Annotated in this window: 16 protein-coding genes; 13 read left to right on the top strand and 3 right to left on the bottom strand. The window is 46.6% G+C overall.

What is annotated here, in order from left to right:
* Window positions 1-51 precede the first annotated feature (51 nt).
* The 3 genes from speB (at window position 52) to argS (ending at window position 3,279) form a co-directional block, all read left to right on the top strand.
* Window positions 52-930 (top strand): agmatinase, encoded by an 879-nt coding sequence (gene speB, locus AS29_RS13690; RefSeq protein WP_035407967.1) that lies wholly within the window; start codon window positions 52-54, stop codon window positions 928-930.
* Window positions 931-1,180: 250 nt separating this feature from the next.
* Complete coding sequence (locus AS29_RS13695) at window positions 1,181-1,612, top strand: DUF1934 domain-containing protein (RefSeq protein WP_035407968.1); 432 nt, start codon at window positions 1,181-1,183, stop codon at window positions 1,610-1,612.
* A complete protein-coding gene (gene argS / locus AS29_RS13700) occupies window positions 1,609-3,279 on the top strand; it encodes an arginine--tRNA ligase (RefSeq protein WP_035407971.1) in 1,671 nt (556 codons plus the stop codon). The genes AS29_RS13695 and argS overlap by 4 nt, the downstream gene beginning before the upstream one ends.
* Window positions 3,280-3,760: 481 nt before the next feature.
* On the opposite strand, the gene uvsE is transcribed toward argS, so the two are convergent.
* Together uvsE and cls are read right to left on the bottom strand one after the other, a co-directional pair.
* The gene (gene uvsE, locus AS29_RS13705) at window positions 3,761-4,720 is read right to left on the bottom strand and encodes a UV DNA damage repair endonuclease UvsE (protein WP_035407972.1); all 960 of its coding nucleotides are present in this window, start codon (window positions 4,718-4,720) and stop codon (window positions 3,761-3,763) included.
* Between the two features lie 27 nt (window positions 4,721-4,747).
* Window positions 4,748-5,944 carry a cardiolipin synthase gene (gene cls, locus AS29_RS13710; protein ID WP_035407974.1) on the bottom strand — a complete coding sequence of 399 codons (1,197 nt, stop codon included), beginning with the start codon at window positions 5,942-5,944 and terminating at the stop codon, window positions 4,748-4,750.
* A 205-nt stretch (window positions 5,945-6,149) separates the two neighbouring features.
* Between cls and AS29_RS13715 the strand changes: the two genes are divergently transcribed.
* The 9 genes from AS29_RS13715 to AS29_RS13755 all read left to right on the top strand — a co-directional run bounded on the left by AS29_RS13715 (window position 6,150) and on the right by AS29_RS13755 (window position 19,629).
* Window positions 6,150-8,261 (top strand): heterodisulfide reductase-related iron-sulfur binding cluster, encoded by a 2,112-nt coding sequence (locus AS29_RS13715; RefSeq protein WP_035407976.1) that lies wholly within the window; start codon window positions 6,150-6,152, stop codon window positions 8,259-8,261.
* Window positions 8,262-8,378: 117 nt separating this feature from the next.
* Complete coding sequence (locus AS29_RS13720) at window positions 8,379-9,557, top strand: acetyl-CoA C-acetyltransferase (RefSeq protein WP_035407978.1); 1,179 nt, start codon at window positions 8,379-8,381, stop codon at window positions 9,555-9,557.
* A 27-nt stretch (window positions 9,558-9,584) separates the two neighbouring features.
* Entirely contained in the window at window positions 9,585-10,436 is an 852-nt protein-coding gene (locus tag AS29_RS13725; RefSeq protein ID WP_035407980.1) for a 3-hydroxybutyryl-CoA dehydrogenase, read from the top strand.
* A 16-nt stretch (window positions 10,437-10,452) separates the two neighbouring features.
* Window positions 10,453-11,589, top strand: a complete 1,137-nt coding sequence (locus tag AS29_RS13730) for an acyl-CoA dehydrogenase (protein ID WP_035408249.1) — start codon at window positions 10,453-10,455, stop codon at window positions 11,587-11,589.
* A 17-nt stretch (window positions 11,590-11,606) separates the two neighbouring features.
* The gene (locus AS29_RS13735; protein ID WP_035407982.1) at window positions 11,607-12,746 is read left to right on the top strand and encodes an acyl-CoA dehydrogenase; all 1,140 of its coding nucleotides are present in this window, start codon (window positions 11,607-11,609) and stop codon (window positions 12,744-12,746) included.
* 191 nt (window positions 12,747-12,937) lie between these two features.
* Complete coding sequence (locus tag AS29_RS13740) at window positions 12,938-13,552, top strand: TetR/AcrR family transcriptional regulator (protein ID WP_035407984.1); 615 nt, start codon at window positions 12,938-12,940, stop codon at window positions 13,550-13,552.
* A 49-nt stretch (window positions 13,553-13,601) separates the two neighbouring features.
* On the top strand, window positions 13,602-16,850 hold the full coding sequence (gene icmF / locus AS29_RS13745; RefSeq protein WP_035407986.1) for a fused isobutyryl-CoA mutase/GTPase IcmF: 3,249 nt from the start codon (window positions 13,602-13,604) through the stop codon (window positions 16,848-16,850).
* A gap of 365 nt (window positions 16,851-17,215) precedes the next feature.
* Window positions 17,216-17,770, top strand: a complete 555-nt coding sequence (gene rpoE, locus AS29_RS13750) for a DNA-directed RNA polymerase subunit delta (RefSeq protein ID WP_035407988.1) — start codon at window positions 17,216-17,218, stop codon at window positions 17,768-17,770.
* A gap of 251 nt (window positions 17,771-18,021) precedes the next feature.
* The gene (locus tag AS29_RS13755; protein ID WP_035407989.1) at window positions 18,022-19,629 is read left to right on the top strand and encodes a CTP synthase; all 1,608 of its coding nucleotides are present in this window, start codon (window positions 18,022-18,024) and stop codon (window positions 19,627-19,629) included.
* Between the two features lie 48 nt (window positions 19,630-19,677).
* Here the strand turns inward: AS29_RS13755 and AS29_RS13760 are convergent, their stop codons facing one another.
* Window positions 19,678-20,223 (bottom strand): DUF2529 domain-containing protein, encoded by a 546-nt coding sequence (locus AS29_RS13760; protein ID WP_035407991.1) that lies wholly within the window; start codon window positions 20,221-20,223, stop codon window positions 19,678-19,680.
* Window positions 20,224-20,562: 339 nt separating this feature from the next.
* Between AS29_RS13760 and AS29_RS13765 the strand changes: the two genes are divergently transcribed.
* The gene (locus tag AS29_RS13765) at window positions 20,563-20,937 is read left to right on the top strand and encodes a response regulator (RefSeq protein WP_035407993.1); all 375 of its coding nucleotides are present in this window, start codon (window positions 20,563-20,565) and stop codon (window positions 20,935-20,937) included.
* Window positions 20,938-21,113 lie beyond the last annotated feature (176 nt).

Below are 21,113 nucleotides of genomic sequence, written 5' to 3' on the forward strand. Positions count from 1 at the left end.
AATCAAAAGGGCGTTTAACCAAACGCCCTTTCCTAAATTGGAGGGTGAAAAATGAAATTTGATGAAGCTTATTCAGGTAACGTATTTATTAAAAGCCATCCGTCTTATGAGGAAAGCGAGGCGGTTATTTACGGCATGCCAATGGACTGGACCGTGAGCTACCGTCCGGGATCAAGATTCGGCCCGTCCCGCATCCGCGAGGTGTCCATCGGCCTCGAGGAGTACAGCGCCTATTTAGACCGTGAGCTGGAAGAGGTTAAATATTTTGACGCCGGCGACATCCCTTTGCCGTTCGGCAACCCGCAGCGCAGCATTGACATGATTGAGGAGTACATCGACGGGCTTATGGCAGCGGACAAGTTCCCGCTTGGCATGGGCGGAGAGCATCTTGTATCCTGGCCGGTCATGAAAGCTGTCGCGAAGAAATATCCGGATCTCGCAATCATCCATATGGATGCCCATACGGACCTTCGTGAGGAATACGAGGGAGAGCCGCTCTCCCATTCCACACCGATCCGCAAAATTGCCGAACACATCGGACCTGAAAATGTATACTCTTTCGGAATCCGTTCCGGAATGAAGGAAGAATTCCAATGGGCAAAGGAAGCAGGCATGCACATCTCGAAATTCGAAGTGCTCGAGCCTCTGAAAGAAATTTTGCCGAAGCTTGCCGGACGTCCGGTATACGTAACGATCGACATTGACGTATTGGATCCTGCTCACGCTCCTGGAACGGGAACCGTAGACGCAGGCGGCATTACCTCCAGGGAACTGCTTGCATCCATCCACGAAATTGCCCGTTCTGAAGTGAAAGTGGTTGGAGCAGACCTTGTAGAAGTTGCCCCAATCTACGATCCATCCGAGCAAACAGCGAACACCGCGAGCAAGCTGATTCGCGAAATGATTTTGGGCTGGGTTCAAAAACGATAAACAAACAACAGGACTGTTCGCATAAGGCGCCGTTTTTGGCGATTTATTCCGGACAGTCCGTTTTTATTTCCTGCATGATAATTTGATGAATAAACCTGCCTGTAAAAGCCGTATGAATTTAAATAACCATAAGAGGGGAGCACCTCCCTCTTTGTGGAAGTTTCACTTTTTTACCAATTCCCCCGGGCTATTGAACTTTGCATGAAGAATCTTTATACTATTGTAGTTATAGTGGAAGGATGTGTCTTAGATGAAGGAACAGACACCAGTAAGTCTCTACATTCATTCAAAGATCCGAAATGATGGAGAGACGGAAACAATTGAATTCCGTTCAAGCGGCAGCTTTTACATAAAAGACTCAGTTCCTTACCTTACTTATAAGGAAGAGCAGGAATACGGCACGATTCAGACCATCGTGAAAATGAAGCCGGAGGAAACGATTGTCTTCAGGACAGGCGCTGTCTCCATGAAGCAGCGTTTTATTAAGGATGCTGAAACGCTCACTCATTACAAAACCCCTCTCGGAACTATTCAAATGACTACCTATACATCGAGGGTAGCTCAAATCATTAACCATGAATCCGCTGAAGGCAAACTGGAGATTGAATACGAACTGCATATGGGAGAAGGACAAACTCACCTTCACACCCTTTTGATTGATTTTAAGGAGGCCAAGTCATGAACATCGTCGAGCAAATGAAAGAACGTTTAAAACAGGAAGTAAAAGCTTCAGTTCAAACTGCAGGGCTTGCAGAAGCATCCCAAATACCGGACGTTGTGCTGGAAGTGCCTAAAGAAAAAGCGCACGGCGATTTTTCAACAAACATGGCCATGCAGCTGACAAGAGTCGCTAAAAAAGCGCCGCGCATGATTGCAGAAGAAATCGTCAATCATTTCGATAAAGAAAAAGCTTCTATAGAAAAAATTGAAATTGCAGGACCGGGCTTTATCAATTTTTACATGAACAACGCCTACCTGACAGACCTTGTACCGGCTATTTTAGATGCTGGTGAAAAATATGGAGAGTCCAATATTGGAAACGGCGAAAAGCTTCAAGTGGAGTTCGTGTCCGCCAATCCAACGGGTACGCTCCACCTTGGACACGCCCGCGGCGCAGCTGTAGGTGATTCCCTGTGCAACATCCTTGCGAAAGCAGGCTATGATGTATCCAGAGAATATTACATCAATGATGCAGGAAATCAAATCAATAATCTCGCTCTTTCCATCGAAGCCCGTTATCTACAGGCACTGGGCCAGGATGCACCGATGCCGGAGGATGGCTATCACGGCAAGGATATCCAGGAAATCGGCCAAAAGCTTGCGGACGAATACGGAGACCGCTTCGTTTCAGAGGAGCAGGCTGAGCGTCTCGGCTTCTTCCGTGAATACGGACTGAAATTTGAAATGGATAAACTGAAAAAGGACCTGAATGAATTCCGCGTGCCATTTGATGTTTGGTACTCAGAAACAAGCCTTTATCAGAACGGAAAAATTGATCAAGCCCTTGAAGCGCTTCGTGAAAAAGGACACATCTTTGAAGAAGAGGGCGCAACATGGTTCCGCTCTACTGAATTCGGTGATGACAAAGACCGCGTTTTAATTAAAAACGACGGCTCTTACACCTACCTGACTCCGGACATTGCGTATCACAAGGACAAGCTGGACCGCGGCTTCACAAAGCTCATCAACATCTGGGGTGCCGATCACCATGGCTACATTCCCCGCATGAAAGCGGCGATTGAAGCACTTGGCTATGGAAAAGACACACTTGAGGTTGAAATCATTCAGCTCGTCCATCTCTACAAAGACGGCGAGAAAATGAAAATGAGCAAACGGACCGGAAAAGCGGTTACGATGCGCGATCTAATGGAAGAGGTCGGCCTTGATGCAGTCCGCTACTTCTTCGCGATGAGAAGTGCCGACACGCACATGGACTTTGATATGGATCTCGCTGTATCGAAATCCAACGAAAACCCTGTATTCTACGCACAATACGCGCATGCCCGCATTTGCAGCATGCTGCGCCAGGGCGAAGAAAAAGGTCTTTCATATGGCCGTGAAAATGTGCTCGGATCAGACCTATCCGAAAAGGAAATCGACCTGCTGAAAAAATTAGGCGAGTTCCCGGAAACCGTGGCAGACGCTGCTCAAAAACGGATCCCGCATAAAATCACCCACTATATTTTCGACCTGGCTTCTACCCTGCACAGCTTCTACAACGCAGAAAAAGTGCTGGACCCGGAAAACGACGATAAATCCAAAGCCCGTCTCGCTCTTATGAAAGCGACTCAGCATACATTGAAAAATGCCCTGACGCTCATTGGAGTATCGGCTCCGGAAAAGATGTAAGGTTTTGGCCCCCGTACCTTTTTGGTGTGGGGGTTTTGTTTTTTTTGCTTTGTTTTTGTGCTTTGTTTTTGTGCTTTGTTTTTGAACTTTGTTTTTGAACTTTGTTTTTGAACTTTGTTTTTGTGCTTTGTGCTTTGTACTTTGCACTGACCCCCGCCGCTTCACCGCATCAGGGGACAGAGGAAGAGAGCTGCAATTCCTTGGTACGTAAGAGTTTACAGGGTGCGGTGCCGGAGTTTTAGTGCTTTATCAGAGCGGGGGTCAGTGCACTGCACTGACCCCCGCTGCTTCACCGCATCGGGGGACAGAGGAAGGGAGCTGCAATCCCTTGGTACGTAAGAGTTTACAGGGTGCGGTGCCAGAGTTTTAGTGCTTTAGCAGAGTGGGGGTCAGTGCAAGCCCGCACACACCGAGTACCAACCGCACAAACCAAGTACCAACCGCACAAACCAAGTGCCACCCCCCACACAACACCCCCCAATCACCAAACCACACTCCCCCCATCCACACGCTTCACCCCGCGGATCGCTGAAATTTCCTCGATCAGCTTCAACAGGGCCAAATCCTTCATCTTCGCTTCAATCATGACATCTACATCGACGTCAAATTCCTTCAGCATTTTGAGCAGCGGCCGAATAAACTCAAGATCCACATAATCTGAATGGCTGCGGTATTCTTTTTCCGATTTGGGTGAAGAGATATGAATCTTTGGTGCAAGTCCTGTCTGTTTCCACGTATCAAAAAATCTTGGAAGCAGATCCTCTAATTTTTGATCGCCTTCGTTTTTATTTGCCTGATGGTGATGATAATCAAACATGAGCGGGGTGCCGCCTTTTTCGCATACTTGCAAGGTTTCTTCCGTCGTATAGGTTTTGTCATCATTTTCAAGCGTCATTCTCGAAAAAACCGGAGCAGGGAGCGATTGAATGTTTACAAAAAAGCGCTCAGCCGATGCGGTTTTATCTCCGTACGCTCCGCCAACATGGAGGTTGATCAAGCCTTCTTTTTCGAGCCCCATTGCTTCGAGCATCGCATAGTGATATTCCATGTCCCTCACTGAGTTTTCCGTGATGGATGGCCGATCGCTTGTGAACAGTGTATACTGGCTCGGGTGAAAGCTTGTCCGCATTTTATGTTTCTTTACCAGCTCGCCAATTTCTTTAAATTGATCCTTAAATGGTGCAACAAAATCCCAGCTCACTTCAGGATGAGTGGCGAGCGGAACGAGGCTCGAAGAAAAGCGGTAAAGATGGATTTCGTGCGCAATGTTGTAATGAATGATGCGCAGTGTATGCTCAAGGTTTTGCTTCGTGACACGGCAAAGGGCTTCTTTGCGTTCACTTTCTTCGAGCTTTTGATATCTTGCAAAGGTCATCGTTTTTGAGGGGGAGCAATCCCAGAGGGAAAGGGCGTTTGCAACATAACCAAACCGTATTTTCATTTCTCTCTCCTTTTCACCGCATGTGCTTTACAGGAAAAAGGACACAGCGGACGCGGCTTTTTCTTTCGCTCTTTGCCACAGCGGTCTTTGTAAGTAGTCTTCATATAACAGCTGTTCCGAATCGTGAATATCCTTCACAATACTCCGCTTCACTTTGGCTGTAAAAGCTTTGTCCTGGATTAAAGCGTTCATTTCATCGTTTAAATACATGCTCCGTTTATCAAAGTTTGCGGTTCCGATATCAATGAAATCGTCATCGACTATAATGATTTTGGCATGATAAAACCCCAGATAAAACCGGTATACCTCTGCACCTGCTTTCAGCAAAGGCCCGTAATACGGAAAAGCAGCCTCTTTCACAAAAAGGTGATCAGAGCGCATGGGAACGATGATTTTTACTTTTACCCCTCTTTCAAGGGCGCGAAGCAATTCAATCTGCAGCTTCGCACCGGGGATAAAATAGGGCGAGCAAATAATCAGCTCTTTTTTGGCTCGATGGATAAAAGAAAGGAACTGATCATCGAGGGCTTTGCCGTAAGTTGAAACAAACCGGTATGAAATGCTGCCGTCCGCTCCTGCCGGGAATTTAGCTTTGTCTAAATAGCTTCCTCCTGCATTTCGCCAATCTTTGCGGAACTGCTCCTCAAGGTCCTGAACCCCGGCTCCGGTAAATGATAGATGGTAATCGCGCCAGTATCCGAGCTTTGGATTTTTTCCTATGTATTCTTTTCCAATGTTATAGCCGCCCAGGTAGCCGGTTTTATGATCGATAACGGTGATTTTCCGGTGATTTCTGGCGAGCAGCGTAAAGAAGAAAAATGGAAATTTAGGGTTGTGGGAATAGGCAAGCGCGACTCCCTGAGCCTGAATTTGCTTTAAAAGTTTTTTAGGGGCTTTGGCAGATCCAATCCGGTCCAGCATCAAATAAACCTTCACGCCATCCTCTGCTTTTTGGCCTAGAATTTTTAAGAAGCTCTGACTGATTTCCTCATCATTTTTTATAATGTAAAAGCTTGCATAAATACAAGTAGACGCCTGCTTCAAATCATTGAAATAGCGGGTGTAAAATTCCTGTCCATCAGAAAAAAACTGAATATCTCCCTTGCGGATCGGATAGGACTGGAGCCCGGCCTTCCGCACATGGCGGCTGTAAGCGATTGAAAAGTCAATGCGGATCCAAACGGTTAGGAGCAGGGCAAGAAGTATTAGGATAAAAAAGGCCATGGCGGTTCCTTCTTTCAAAAATTAGACGTACCCTTATCATGGACGAGTAAGGGAAAATTATGAAAAAAGATTAAGGGAAAAGGATTGACTGAATGCTCATTCATAATTATGATGAAGATAGGGATAATTTCTGAAAATTTGTTTGTTTTTAAATTTTCAAGAGATAAGGGAGAAACCACATACACATACGTTAGGGGGAAAAAGAATGAGCATACTGCTATGGATCAATCTGATTGCATTCTTGCTTGTAACCGCTTACGCAGTTGCGCTGTTTGTTCATTTAATCCGTTCCCGGATCGCATATATCCGGATGGGCAGAAAAGAAGAGTTTGACGGGAAATGGAAGGACCGGCTTGACCGGATTTGGGTAAACGTCTTTGGCCAGAAGAAACTGCTGAAGGATAAGAAGAGCGGAATCATTCATGTGATGTTCTTTTACGGGTTTATCCTCGTACAGTTTGGGGCGATTGATTTTATTATAAAAGGGCTGTCTCCAGGGGCGCATCTGCCGCTTGGACCGCTTTATCCCGGCTTTACATTTTTCCAGGAAATTGTGACGTTTGTCATTCTTGCTGCCGTCGTCTGGGCGTTCTACAGACGCTATATTGAAAAGCTTGTCCGTTTAAAGCGAAATTTTAAAGCGGGACTTGTCCTGATTTTTATCGGAGGCCTAATGATCTCCGTGCTTCTCGGTAATGCAATGGGCATCATTTGGCATAATCACGAACTGACATGGACAGAGCCGATTGCTTCATCGCTTGCGTTCATTTTTGGCTTTATGAATGAAACAGCCGCTATCGCTGTTTTTTATGTATCCTGGTGGGTGCATTTGCTGATTTTGCTGACGTTCCTTGTATACGTTCCTCAATCCAAGCATGCCCACTTAATCGCAGGGCCGGCCAACACATTCTTCTCCAGAGTGGGACCGCCTGCAAAGCTTGAAAAAATTGATTTTGAAGATGAATCAAAGGAATCCTTCGGGGTTGGAAAAATAGAAGATTTTAAACAGTCTCAGCTGATTGACCTTTATGCCTGTGTGGAATGCGGAAGGTGCACAAACATGTGTCCGGCAACCGGTACAGGTAAAATGCTTTCGCCAATGGATTTGATTTTGCGCTTAAGGGATCACCTCACAGACAAGGGGGCAGCTGTAACGTCCCAGACACCATGGGTACCGGCTTTCGCATTTGCTGAAACACAAGGGAATCAGCTGGCCATGGCTTCAGCAGGTCAGGGTTCCAAAGAAGCTGCCGCAGCTGTCGCGTACAATCCGAGCCTGATTGGCGAGGTCATCACGGAAGAAGAGATTTGGGCGTGTACGACTTGCCGGAACTGTGAGGATCAGTGCCCAGTCATGAACGAACATGTGGATAAGATCATTGATCTTCGCCGCTATCTTGTTTTGACAGAGGGTAAGCTTGATGCTGATGCACAGCGTGCGATGACGAACATTGAACGTCAGGGAAATCCTTGGGGACTAAACCGGAAAGAGCGCGAAAACTGGCGTGAAGCACGCGAGGATGTGGTCATCCCGACAGTGAAAGAGCTTCAAAAACAGGAGGAAGAGTTTGAATACTTGTTCTGGGTAGGTTCCATGGGCTCCTTCGACAACCGAAGCCAGAAAATTGCTCTTTCCTTTGCGAAGCTGATGAATGAAGCGGGTGTGAAGTTTGCCATTCTCGGCAATAAGGAGAAAAACTCAGGCGATACGCCAAGAAGACTTGGAAATGAGTTTTTATTCCAGGAGCTGGCGACGAAAAATATTGATGAATTCGAGAAAATTGGTGTGAAGAAGATCGTCACGATCGATCCGCATGCCTACAATATTTTCAAAAATGAGTATCCGGACTTCGGACTGAATGCAGAGGTTTATCATCATACGGAGCTGCTTGCGAAGCTTGTGAGGGAAGGCAGGCTTAAGCCGGTCCATGAAGTGAAGGAGACGATTACCTTCCATGATTCCTGCTACCTCGGCCGTTACAATGATGTGTATGATGCACCGAGGGACCTTCTAAAAGCGATTCCGGGCGTCAAGCTTGTTGAAATGGCCCGTAAGCGGGAAACTGGAATGTGCTGCGGAGCCGGCGGAGGTTTGATGTGGATGGAAGAGGATACAGGAACCCGCATCAACGTAGCAAGAACCGAACAGGCGCTTGCTGTGAATCCAACTGTAATCAGTTCCGGGTGTCCTTACTGCCTGACGATGCTCAGTGATGGGACGAAGGCAAAGGAAGTTGAAGAAACGGTATCCACCTACGATGTAGCCGAGCTGCTTGAAAAATCGGTCATTGGAGATGTGAAGAAAGAAATTGCATAAAAACGTGAGATAAGGCGGTGCAGTATGTACTGCCTGTCCCTTTTTAACTGAACTGAGCGAGCGTTCAGTCGCCATTAAATGTAAGCGCTTGCTACTAAACTTGAGGAGGAAAACATGATGGGAAAAACGGTAATCGTTGGAGGAGCACGTACACCTTTTGGCAAGTTTGGAGGAGCACTTCAGTCTTTAACGGCTTCAGAGCTCGGCGGAATCGCCGTGAAGGAAGCGCTTGAGAGAAGCGGAGTCCGTCCGGAAGATGTCGGCGAAGTGATTCTCGGAAATGTTCTTCAGGGAGGGCAGGGACAAATCCCTTCAAGACAGGCAGCACGCCACGCAGGCATCCCATGGGAAGTAAAAACAGAAACCGTGAATAAAGTATGCGCGTCCGGATTAAGAAGCGTAACAATGGCCGATCAGATTATCCGTGCAGGGGACGAGGAAATCATTGTCGCAGGCGGCATGGAATCTATGTCAAATGCGCCATATATCGTTCCGAAGGCAAGATGGGGGCTTCGGATGGGGGATGCGGCTGTTAAGGATTTAATGGTCCACGACGGCCTTACATGCAGCTTTGAAGGGGTGCATATGGGCACGTACGGCAATTCAACAGCAAGAGATTTAGAGATTACAAGAGAGTCCCAGGATGAGTGGGCACTGAGAAGCCATCAGCGTGCTTCAGAAGCAATTAAAAAAGGAATTTTCAGTGAAGAAATCGTGCCGGTCAGTGTTCCGCAGCGAAAAGGAGATCCAATCACTGTTGATCAGGATGAGGCACCGCGTCCGGATACTTCTCTTGAAAGACTCTCAAGCCTCAAACCGGTTTTCGGCCATGAAGGAACGATCACAGCGGGAAATGCGCCGGGCGTAAACGATGGAGCAGCAGCGTTTGTTCTGATGAGTGAGGAGCGGGCTGAAAAAGAAGGAAAAACCCCATTAGCCACAATCATTGCTCATACTGCAGTGGCAATGGAAGCGAAGGATTTTCCTAAAACACCGGGGATTGTCATCAATGAACTGCTTAAGAAGACCGGCAAAACGGCGGCGGACATTGATTTGTTTGAAATTAACGAAGCGTTTGCGGCTGTGGCTCTTGCAAGCAATCAGCTGGCAGATCTGGATCCGGAAAAAGTGAATGTTAACGGCGGGGCAGTAGCACTGGGGCATCCGATTGGTGCAAGCGGAGCACGCATCCTTTTAACGCTTATTCATGAGCTCAAACGACGGGGCGGCGGCATTGGGGTTGCTGCCATCTGCAGCGGCGGCGGCCAGGGTGATGCGATTATGGTGCACGTGTAAGCAACGATATTCATAGGGGGATGGAAAATGGAAATTAAAAAAGTAATGGTGATTGGAGCCGGCCAAATGGGTTCAGGGATTGCCCAGGTTTGTGCCATGGCTGGATTCAGCGTCATTTTGCAGGATTTAAAAGAAGAATTTCTGGAACGGGGATTATCAGGGATTGCAAAAAACCTTCAGCGACAGGTAGATAAAGAAAGAATGACCGCCTCAGACAAGGAAGAAATACTGAACCGGATTGAGCGGTCAACCGCCATATCAAGCGCCGGCGAGGCTGATCTCATCATTGAAGCAGCCATTGAAAACATGGAAATCAAGAAGCAAATTTTCGCTCAGCTGGATGAAATCGCCCCGCAGTCAGCGATCCTTGCGACGAACACATCTTCACTGCCCATTACTGAAATTGCGGCTGCCACAAAACGGCCCGGCAAAGTCATCGGGATGCACTTTATGAACCCGGTACCGGTTATGAAGCTCGTCGAAATTATCCGCGGTCTTGCAACAGAGGATGAGGTTTATGCAGCCGTCGAGGAAATGACACGAAAGCTTCAAAAGGTGCCGGTCGAGGTAAATGACTTCCCGGGGTTCGTCTCTAACCGGATTTTAATGCCGATGATTAACGAAGCCATCTATACGCTGTACGAAGGTGTCGCGAGCCGTGAGGCCATTGATGAAGTGATGAAGCTCGGGATGAACCATCCGATGGGGCCGCTGACTCTCGCTGATTTTATCGGTCTGGACACGTGCCTTTATATCATGGAAACGCTCCATGAAGGCTTCGGTGATGATAAGTACCGCCCATGTCCGCTTTTGAGGAAGTATGTAAAAGCAGGCTGGCTTGGCAAGAAAACAGGCAGAGGTTTTTACGAATACGCTTGATCAAGGAGGACATGCGGTGAAGTTTCATTTTACAGATGAGCAGAACATGATGAGGAAAATGGTGCAGGACTTTGCCAAAACGGAGATTGAGCCTGTGATTGAAAAAATGGAACAAGGTGAATTTCCGAGAGCTGTACTAAATAAGATGGGGAAGCTTGGGTTCATGGGAATCCCGATTCCGGAGGAGTATGGGGGAGCGGGCATGGATTTCACCTCCTACATCATTGCGATTCACGAGCTTTCAAAGGTAAGTGCAACCATCGGAGTCATTCTCTCCGTTCACACCTCCGTCGGAACGAACCCCATTTTTTATTATGGAAATGAGCAGCAGAAGCAGCACTATGTGCCAAAGCTCGCTTCAGGGGAATATTTGGGCGCCTTCTGTCTGACCGAACCGGGTTCAGGATCGGATGCTGCGAGCCTGAAGACAAGGGCTGTGTTAAAAGGAGACCACTACGTTCTAAACGGTTCCAAGGTGTTTATCACAAATGGCGGCGAGGCGGATGTGTATATTGTTTTTGCTACGACGAGCCCGGCGGCAGGAAGCAAAGGGATATCCGCTTTTATCGTAGAGAAGGGGACGAAAGGGTTTGTCATCGGCAAGGATGAGCACAAAATGGGCCTGAGCGGTTCAAGAACGGTTCAGATTACCATGGAAGATTGCCTTGTACCGGCTGAAAACCTTCTTGGAGAGGAAGGGCATGGCTTTAAGATTGCCCTTGGCAACCTGGATGTCGGCCGGATTGGAATTGCTGCCCAATCGCTTGGAATAGCAGAAGCAGCTCTCGAGAAGTCCGTTGAATACGCGGCAGGCAGACACCAATTCGGCAAACCGATATCCGCTCAGCAGGGAATCGGCTTTAAGCTTGCCGATATGGCTACAAGCGTTGAAGCCTCCAAGCTATTAATCTATCAGGCGGCATCTTTAAGGCAAAAAGGAATTCCATGCGGAAAAGAAGCTTCCATGGCCAAGCTTTTTGCATCTAGAACGGCAATGGACGTAAGCACCGAGGCCATCCAGGTATTCGGCGGCTACGGCTATACAAAGGAATATCCGGTCGAACGGTACTTCCGCGATGCGAAAATCTGCGAAATTTATGAAGGTACAAGTGAAATACAGCGAATCGTGATTTCTAAATACTTAACAAGCTGAAAATGGGGGATGGGAACATGCAATTTAAACTATCAGAAGAACATGAAATGATTCGGAAAATGGTACGCGATTTTGCCAAAAAGGAAGTAGAGCCTACGGCCGCTGAGCGCGATGAAGAAGAGCGCTTCGACAGGGCTCTGTTTGACAAAATGGCGGAGCTTGGCCTGACGGGAATTCCATGGCCGGAAGAGTACGGCGGAATCGGCAGCGATTATTTAGCGTACGTGATTGCGGTAGAGGAGCTCTCCCGTGTCTGTGCCTCAACAGGTGTTACGCTGTCAGCCCATACCTCTCTTGCCGGATGGCCTGTGTATAAATTCGGTACAGAGGAACAGAAACAGAAATATTTAAAGCCGATGGCACAAGGAGAAAAAATCGGTGCCTACGGTTTAACTGAACCCGGATCAGGATCCGATGCAGGCGGGATGAAGACGAATGCGAAGCTTGATGGAGATCACTACGTGCTGAACGGGTCCAAAATCTTTATTACAAACGGCGGAATCGCTGACATTTATATCGTTTTTGCCGTAACCGATGCGGATCAAAAACATAAAGGAACGACAGCATTTATCGTCGAGAGCAGCTTCCCTGGCTTCTCCGTCGGAAAAAAAGAAAAGAAACTGGGCATCCGTTCATCACCGACAACGGAAATCATCTTCGAAGACTGCCGTGTACCGAAGGAAAACATGCTTGGCGAAGAAGGAGAAGGCTTCAAAATCGCCATGATGACGCTTGACGGGGGAAGAAACGGAATCGCTGCCCAGGCAGTCGGAATTGCACAGGGGGCACTGGATGCTTCTGTCGGCTACGCAAAAGAGCGCCAGCAGTTTGGCAAACCGATCGCTGCCCAGCAGGGAATCGGCTTTAAGCTTGCCGATATGGCAACAAGTGTTGAAGCAGCCAGACTTCTAACCTATCAGGCAGCATGGCTTGAATCAGAAGGGCTTCCATATGGAAAGGAATCGGCTATGTCAAAGCTTTTCGCAGGGGATGCGGCTATGAGGGTGACAACAGAAGCGGTTCAAGTATTCGGCGGCTATGGCTATACGAAGGATTATCCAGTTGAACGCTACATGCGCGATGCAAAAATCACGCAGATTTACGAAGGAACGCAGGAGATTCAAAGACTTGTTATCTCCAGAATGCTGACGAAGTAACAGGGGCAGCCAATTCAGTTAATTACACGGAACTTGGATGATTTACAAAAACCTTGCGTAAATCCTCCTGAATTTTGTGCGATCGCAGCTATGAACCACCAGCTTGGCGGGCTGGGAGCGGAATGATTATTCTCTGGTCCGTCCAGGCTCTGAAAATGTCGCGGCAATTTTGAAAAAAAGGGGCCGATCGAATGAGAAGAGAGGTACCGGCATCCGTTAAAGATGAACGGCTGATTAAAAAAAGACGGGATCAAATGATCAAGGGAGCGGTCAGCCTGTTTAAGCAAAAGGGCTTTCATCGAACAACAACCCGCGAGATTGCAAAAGCTGCGGGCTTCAGCATTGGAACGCTTTATGAATACATCCGGCAAAAGGAAGACGTTCTATACCTCGTTTGCGACACAATTTACGATGAAGTCCGGAACCGCCTTGAGCAGGATATCAATCCAAGAAATGGAACAATTGAAGGACTGGAGCATGCCATTGCCAACTATTTTCGCGTCATTGATGATATGCAGGATGAGGTTCTCGTAATGTACCAGGAGGCTAAGTCCCTTTCGAAGGACGCACTTCCTTACGTCCTGCAAAAAGAGGTGGAAATGGTCGGAATGTTCGAGCATGTCATAGAAAATTGCGTGGAGAACAATGCTTTTTCTTTAAGTGAAAGCGAAAAAACGCTAATGGCTCATAATATTTTCGTTCAAGGGCAGATGTGGGCATTCCGGCGGTGGGCACTCCAAAAGCTTTGTTCAATTGATGAGTACATTGCTTCACAGACATCTCTGATTCTAAATGGAATTAAATGAGTGAAGCCGCACATGGGGATGGGCGGTGAAACGAAGGGGGAAACGGAATATGCATATTTACAAACCAAAGCATGCCGTACGTTTTGTTACAGCTTCAAGTTTATTCGATGGACATGATGCATCCATTAATATCATGAGGCGGATTTTGCAGGGAAGCGGTGCCGAGGTTATTCACCTTGGCCATAACCGATCTGTAGAGGAAGTGGTGAATGCTGCGATTCAGGAAGATGCACAAGGAATTGCGATTTCCTCCTATCAGGGCGGTCATGTCGAGTATTTCAAATACATGCTCGATTTATTGAAAGAAAAAGGTGCACCTCATATCCGGATCTATGGCGGAGGAGGCGGTGTCATTATTCCGCGGGAAATAAAAGAATTGCACGAATACGGGATTGCGAGGATTTTTTCACCGGAGGATGGCCGGAAAAATGGCTTACAGGGCATGATTAATCGAATGCTGGAAGAGTGTGATTTTCCAACGGTAGTGAAGCTTGGAAATGAGCTTGAGGAACTGAAAAGCGGAAGTGTGACAGCGGTGGCAAAACTCATTACGCTGGCGGAAGCGCGTGTAAACGAAAAAGACGAGGCGGCAGCGGCAGCCGAGCAGCTGATCGCCGGACTGAATCAGACCGAATCCAGCGCACCCGTCATAGGAATCACAGGAACAGGGGGAGCCGGTAAAAGCTCCTTAACCGATGAATTGATCCGCCGTTTTATAAATGAAATACCGGAAATGAAGATTGCCATCCTATCCGTTGATCCGACAAAGCAAAAAACAGGCGGAGCACTGCTTGGAGACCGGATTCGCATGAATGCGATCTTTAATCCGAGAGTATTTATGAGAAGCCTTGCAACGAGGCAATCAAGATCCGAGCTTTCCCTTGCTATAAAGGATGCCATCTCAGTGGTGAAGGCAGCGGGATATGATCTGATTGTCGTAGAAACAAGCGGAATTGGTCAGGGAGATGCGGGGATTACGGATATTTGCGATCTTTCCATGTATGTGATGACGAGCGAGTACGGAGCACCAACCCAGCTCGAAAAAATTGACATGATTGACTACGCGGATCTGATTGTGATCAACAAGTTTGAGCGCAAAGGCTCCGAGGATGCAAAGCGCCAGGTTCAAAAGCAATACCAGCGCAGCCGTAATCTGTTTGAACAGGATTTGGATGCAATGCCTGTCTACGGAACGATTGCCAGTCAATTTAACGATCCGGGCACGAATACCCTTTTCCAGGCGCTGCTTCAAACCATCCGTAAAAAAACCGGAAAAGAGTGGAATTCCTCTCTGGAAATGGTGACCGATGTAAAAAAACAAAACGTCATCATTCCAACTGAACGCCGCTATTACCTGCGTGAAATCAGCGATACAGTCCGGAATTATCATAAAAAAGCAGAGCAGCAGGCAGTAATTGCGACAAAGCTTTATCAGCTCGATGGCGTGCTCTCCCTTCTTCCGGAAACAGAAGGAGAAACGGCGTCGGCTCTTCAAGTAATAAAAGAGCAAACGAAAGAAGAACTGACCAAAGAATCCAAGAACCATCTGGAGAACTGGGAATCTCTAAAAGAACAATACAAAGGCGATCAGTTTGTTACGAAGATTCGTGATAAAGAGCTTGTCACCCAGCTGAAAACCATTTCTCTGTCCGGTTTAGGAATCCCGAAGATTTCCTTGCCGGCTTACAAGGATCATGGTGATCTTTTACGATGGATTTATCGGGAGAATGTTCCGGGTTCCTTTCCTTATACAGCGGGCGTTTTTCCGTTTAAGCGTGAAGGGGAGGATCCGAAAAGACAGTTCGCAGGAGAAGGTACGCCTGAAAGAACGAACCGCCGTTTTCATTATCTGTCCAAGGATGATTCAGCCAAACGTTTAAGTACAGCTTTTGATTCGGTGACGCTCTATGGAGAAGATCCTGCCCACCGTCCTGATATATATGGAAAAGTTGGCGAGAGCGGTGTAAGCATCTGTACTCTCGACGATATGAAAAAACTATACGCGGGCTTTGACCTTTGTGCGCCATCCACCTCTGTTTCAATGACGATCAATGGACCGGCTCCTATTATCCTTGCCATGTTCATGAACACAGCCATCCAGCAGCAGCTTGACCGGAAAAAAGAAGAGCTTGGACGCGAGCTGAATGAAGCGGAAGCTGCAGAGATCAAGGCGTATACACTGCAAACGGTGCGCGGAACGGTTCAAGCGGATATTTTGAAGGAAGATCAAGGCCAGAACACGTGTATTTTTTCTACCGAATTCGCCCTTAAACTAATGGGAGACATTCAGCAGTATTTCATTGAGGAAAAGGTGCGCAACTATTACTCCGTCTCCATATCCGGGTACCATATCGCGGAAGCCGGAGCCAATCCGATTTCGCAGCTTGCTTTTACGCTGGCAAATGGCTTTACGTATGTAGAATACTATTTAAGCAGAGGCATGAACATCGATCATTTTGCACCGAACCTTTCCTTCTTCTTCAGTAACGGCCTTGACCCCGAATATACCGTAATCGGGCGTGTGGCAAGAAGAATCTGGGCCACGGTTATGCGTGATAAATATGGAGCAAACGAACGAAGCCAAAAGCTTAAATACCATATCCAGACGTCCGGAAGATCTCTGCATGCACAGGAAATCGACTTCAATGACATCCGGACTACGCTGCAGGCGCTAATGGCTCTGCATGATAACTGCAACTCACTCCACACGAATGCGTATGATGAAGCAATCACAACGCCAACAGAGGAATCGGTAAGGCGGGCGATGGCGATCCAGATGATCATTACGAAAGAACACGGCCTGACGAAAAACGAAAATCCGCTTCAAGGCTCATTCATCATTGAAGAGCTTACCGACCTGGTAGAAGCGGCCGTCCTTGAAGAATTCGACCGCATTAACGAACGCGGCGGCGTACTTGGCGCAATGGAAACACAGTACCAGCGCGGCAAAATTCAGGATGAATCCATGCACTATGAAATGAAGAAGCACAATGGCGAACTGCCGATCATCGGTGTGAATACGTACTTAAATCCTAATCCGCCTTCGGAAGAAGAACTCGACAACATGGAAATTGCCCGTGCTTCAAAGGAAGAGAAAGAGACACAGATTCAAAATCTCCTAGCCTTCCAAAAAAGGCATGAAAAAGAAGCAGAAAAGGCATTGGAAAAATTGCAGCACACGGCAATGACCAATGGAAACCTGTTCAAAGAACTGATGAACACGGTTCAATACGCAAGTCTTGGCCAAATAACGGCTGCACTATACGAAGCAGGCGGACAGTATCGCCGGAATATGTAATCGGAAATCAGGCAGTGCCGGGCACTGCCTGGTTTTTTAAATGGAAATTTATCAGCTGCTTTGTATTCAGCCATGTGGACACGGTTTTTGATTCCGGCTCCCCTGTCCGTGAAAATAATCAAGTGTTATTTTCATAACAGCCTTCTTTTTTTCACAGAAAGCTAGCATAAAGTGCTAGAATTTGTTTATAATGAAAGATATGATTTTGTGTCTTCAGCAAGGTTTACATACAGGCGGGAAGGCTTGCGGCCGTTAGCCTCACCCCTTTTCAGCCTTTATATAATGTTAAATCTCCATTAGCGGGGGTTTAACTGTACGTTAATGCGGGATAAAGAATGGACGAATAAGAAAGGGAGTGCCTTACGTTGAGTTTAGCGCAATACTCTAAAGAAGAAATAAAAGAAATGGCATTGATCGAAATTGCTCATGGATTAATGACGGATAAAAAAGAACCAGTTGATTTTCAGGATCTAATGAAAGAAGTTACCAAATTAGCAGGTCTTACTCAAGAGCAGGTTGAGGAAAAAATTGCACAATTTTATACGGACCTGAATATTGATGGCCGTTTCATTGCTGTCGGTGATAACAAGTGGGGACTCCGCAACAGATATCCAGTGGATACACTTGAAGAGGAAATGACGGTTGTTCCGAAAGTGAAGAAAAAGAAAACGAAGAAAGCTGCTGCAGTGGCAGATGACTTTGAAGAAGAAGATTTCGAAGAGGCAGAAGAAGATGAGGATCTTGATTTTGACGACCTCGAAGATTATGACGATGAAGAAGATGCAGTGGATGCAGACCTTGATGATACGGATGAGGATGTAGACGACGAGGACGACGATGATCTCGAAATCATTGATGATGAAGATCTTGATGATGACGATGAAGATGACACGGACGAGGATGACGAAGAGAAAGAATAAGATTCATCTTGACTTTCGACATTGAAGTTAGTAATATTTTATTTGGGCTCTTTTTAAGTGCTTTTATGATGATTATAATATCAGCTCCCTTCTAAGAAATTGGAAGGGGGCTTTCTTATTTTTCTCAGCAAGCATACGACCGTTTCATCATTTATCCGTGCTTTCAGCCTTGCTCCATTTCGAATACTAAATTGGCTGGTTTTAGCACAAATTATACAAAGATTGCATCTCGTGAGGGGGAAGACCATCAAATGACAAAGTATATTTTCGTAACCGGCGGTGTTGTCTCGTCGCTTGGTAAAGGTATTACAGCAGCATCACTTGGCCGCCTTTTAAAGAACAGAGGATTGAACGTAACGATTCAAAAATTCGATCCTTACATTAACGTGGATCCGGGAACAATGAGCCCGTATCAGCATGGGGAAGTATTCGTAACCGGAGATGGCGCAGAAACGGATTTGGATCTTGGCCATTATGAACGTTTTATTGATATTAACCTAAATAAATACAGCAACGTGACGACGGGAAAAGTTTATTCCACGGTGCTGAAAAAGGAACGCCGCGGAGATTATCTTGGAGGAACGGTTCAGGTTATCCCGCACATTACGAATGAAATTAAAGACAAGGTATTCCGTGCCGGCAAAGAAACAAATGCGGATGTCGTGATTACAGAAATCGGCGGAACAGTTGGAGATATTGAGTCTCTGCCATTCCTTGAAGCCATTCGCCAAATCAAAAGTGATATCGGCCGCGACAATGTCATGTATATTCACTGTACGCTTGTGCCTTATATCAAGGCTGCTGGCGAGATGAAAACAAAGCCTACACAGCATAGTGTAAAGGAATTAAGAAGTCTGGGCATTCAGCCGAATGTGATTGTTGCCCGTACGGAATTGCCGATTTCCCAGGATATGAAGGATAAAATTGCTTTATTCTGTGACATCGATGCGAAAGCTGTCATTGAGTGCCGCGATGCCGACACACTTTATTCGATTCCTCTTGCTCTTCAGGATCAGAAGCTTGACACCATTACATGTGAGCACTTGAAGCTTGATTGCCCGGAGCCAAATATGGAGGAGTGGAAAGAGCTTGTCCACCGCGTAACCAACCTTTCCAAAACGACGCGCATTGCGCTTGTCGGAAAGTATGTTGAATTGCAGGATGCATACATTTCAGTCGTTGAAGCACTTCGTCATGCAGGCTATGCCTTTGATTCGGATATCAGCATTGATTGGATCAATGCAGAAGAAGTAACCGATGAAAATGTCAGCACTCTTCTTGCAAATGCAGACGGAATTCTTGTTCCTGGAGGATTTGGAGACCGTGGAGTAGAAGGTAAAATCGCGGCTACTAAGTTCGCGCGTGAAAACCGAGTGCCATTCTTCGGAATCTGCCTTGGAATGCAAGTAGCATCCATTGAATATGCACGAAATGTACTTGGACTGGAAGGGGCTCATTCTGCAGAAATTGATCCTCTTACACCGCATGCAGTCATTGACCTTCTTCCTGAACAAAAGGATATTGAAGATCTTGGCGGAACATTGCGTCTTGGAATCTACCCTTGCAAACTGACGGAAGGCTCTAAAGCAATGGAAGCTTATGCAGATGAAGTTGTATACGAACGCCACCGTCATCGTTACGAATTCAACAATGAGTACCGTCAGGCGATGGAGGAATCAGGTTTCATGTTCTCCGGTACAAGCCCTGACGGAAGATTGGTTGAAATTATCGAGCTGAAGGATCACCCTTGGTTTGTAGCGTCTCAATTCCACCCGGAATTCACGTCTCGTCCAACACGTCCGCAGCCGCTATTCCGTGATTTCATTCAAGCTTCCTTGAAAGCTTCAGAAAAACTGTAAATCATGCAAAAAATCCTGACGGCTTGTCCGTCAGGATTTTTTTTGCGGTTACAGATCTTCTTCATCCTCTAAATATTCAGAGAGGATTTCTTCAATTGTAAACCTGAGAGCGTAATAAACAAACAGTCCTGTCATAATGGCGGGAAAACCGTAGCGGCTGCCGTCTTCCGCGGGGATCATCGGTTTCTTTAGTTTCGAATCGATATGGATATCCACTGCGGTTTCCAAACCGGAATCTCCATTTATAGCAGATACCCCTACTGTTTCAACGCCTGCTTCCTGAAGCTGTCTGGCAAGTTCAATTGCATCATGGTCGCTGGAAAGTCTAGTGAAAAGCAGCACGCGGTCAGATGGGAGAACAGCTTCCATTTCCCCGTCTTCTCTAAAAAGCGGCTTTGCATTTGGAAAGGGTTCAAGGCTTTGGGATGCTTCACTGACAATTCCTGAAAGCTCACTGAATCCGTGAATGTAGATGGTGCCGTCTCCTGCACAAGCCTGTGCAAGCAATCTTGCTCCATCCTCTATTGAAAATTCCTCCTGGCTTTGAATGCGCTGAAACTGTCCGGCGAGCTGGGTGGAAAATATTTTTAGCATGGGAAAAACTCCTTCTGTACAAATCCTTTTCACAGGCATTATACGGAATATCGGCCCAAAAGACAAAATGTTAAACAATATCCAATAAGAGGCAGGAGATTGACCAACTTAAAAGAATTAGTATCATAGGACATAAGGAATGCGAAAGCGCTTGGAATGAAGTTCTGCTAAGTGCGCGACGTCCTGTCGCAACGCAGAACTGACCCGCGTCTTGTGGGCCTCCGACTCCTCGAGGGGCTAGGCGCTGGAGCTGGACAGGTCACCTTATTCAATGCAGGACATTCAGTATTAAATAATACTTTCTTGCTATTTAAGGAAAAAATGTGAAGAGGTGCAGAGATGGCAAAAGAGAAAATATTAATCGTGGATGATCAGTACGGAATCAGAATTTTATTAAATGAGGTCTTCCAAAAAGAAGGCTACGACACGTACCAGGCTGCAAGCGGCTTTCAAGCATTGGAAATTCTGGAGCAAACACCTCCGGATCTTGTTCTGCTTGATATGAAAATTCCTGGAATGGATGGAATTGAAATACTAAAGAGAATGAAGCTTGTTGAGCCCAACATCCGCGTTATTATCATGACGGCTTATGGAGAACTGGATATGATCCAGGAGGCGAAAGACCTTGGGGCGCTTACTCATTTCGCCAAACCATTTGATATTGATGAAATTCGCGCAGCTGTCAAGAAACATCTTCCGATCAGATCAAACTGAGAAGTAGTTTGAATTTTTGGACTTGTGTCGAAAAGTTGCCGATTTTTCTTGTTATTGGTATGCTATTGTTTGAGAAAAGCTATGCATCCATTTCTTAGTTACATATACAGGAAATTTTCTGGTCAAGCTAGATTTGATAGGCTTTTCGGGTTTAGCAAAATCAGGCTATACAAGGA

This window comes from Bacillus sp. SJS (assembly GCF_000732485.2).
Taxonomy (GTDB): domain Bacteria; phylum Bacillota; class Bacilli; order Bacillales; family Bacillaceae; genus Metabacillus_B; species Metabacillus_B sediminis.